This window comes from Pseudomonas sp. D47 (assembly GCF_045447305.1).
In the GTDB taxonomy this organism is placed as follows: domain Bacteria; phylum Pseudomonadota; class Gammaproteobacteria; order Pseudomonadales; family Pseudomonadaceae; genus Aquipseudomonas.
Window position 1 is genome coordinate 1 of record NZ_JBJGXU010000183.1, and the last position, 480, is coordinate 480.

1 pseudogene is annotated in these 480 nt (G+C 49.0%); it reads right to left on the reverse strand.

Annotated features, from left to right (window positions below):
* Positions 1-32 precede the first annotated feature (32 nt).
* A pseudogene (locus ACI77I_RS32150) lies at positions 33-480 on the reverse strand (hypothetical protein); the annotation flags it as partial.

Sequence of the window (480 nt, forward strand, 5' to 3'; positions counted from 1 at the left end):
TATAAAGGCACGGAAATACCGTGCCTTTTGTTTCAGTGAATACCAACCGGCTTGTCGTTTTCGTCATAACAAATCGGATGTTCGCAGTACCCACCGGCATTCAGCACCTCCAGTTCGTAGATCGCCGGCAGGTACTGCTTAAGCTCCGCTTTGGGCACTTTCGCGCCATTGATGGTGCACTCGTCGTCCACGCGAGGGTTGCACCAGGCTTCTTTTACTTTGATGGCTTTTGTGGGTTTTGTCATGGGTGTCTTTTCGACCTGTGGCGCCTCATCGACTGACGAAGCACTCGTTGCATTCGCATCCAATGAGTAGGCAGCAATAGCGTCTTTTGCGCTCGTTTTGCTGATGCCGTGATCAAGCAAGAAGTCCTGAAGTATTTTTCGGGATTGAGCATAGGTAACCTCTTTCCCCTTTTTATTTGGTCCACCATCCATGCGATAGGCAATCGGATAACCATCCTCACTTTCATAGATGTAA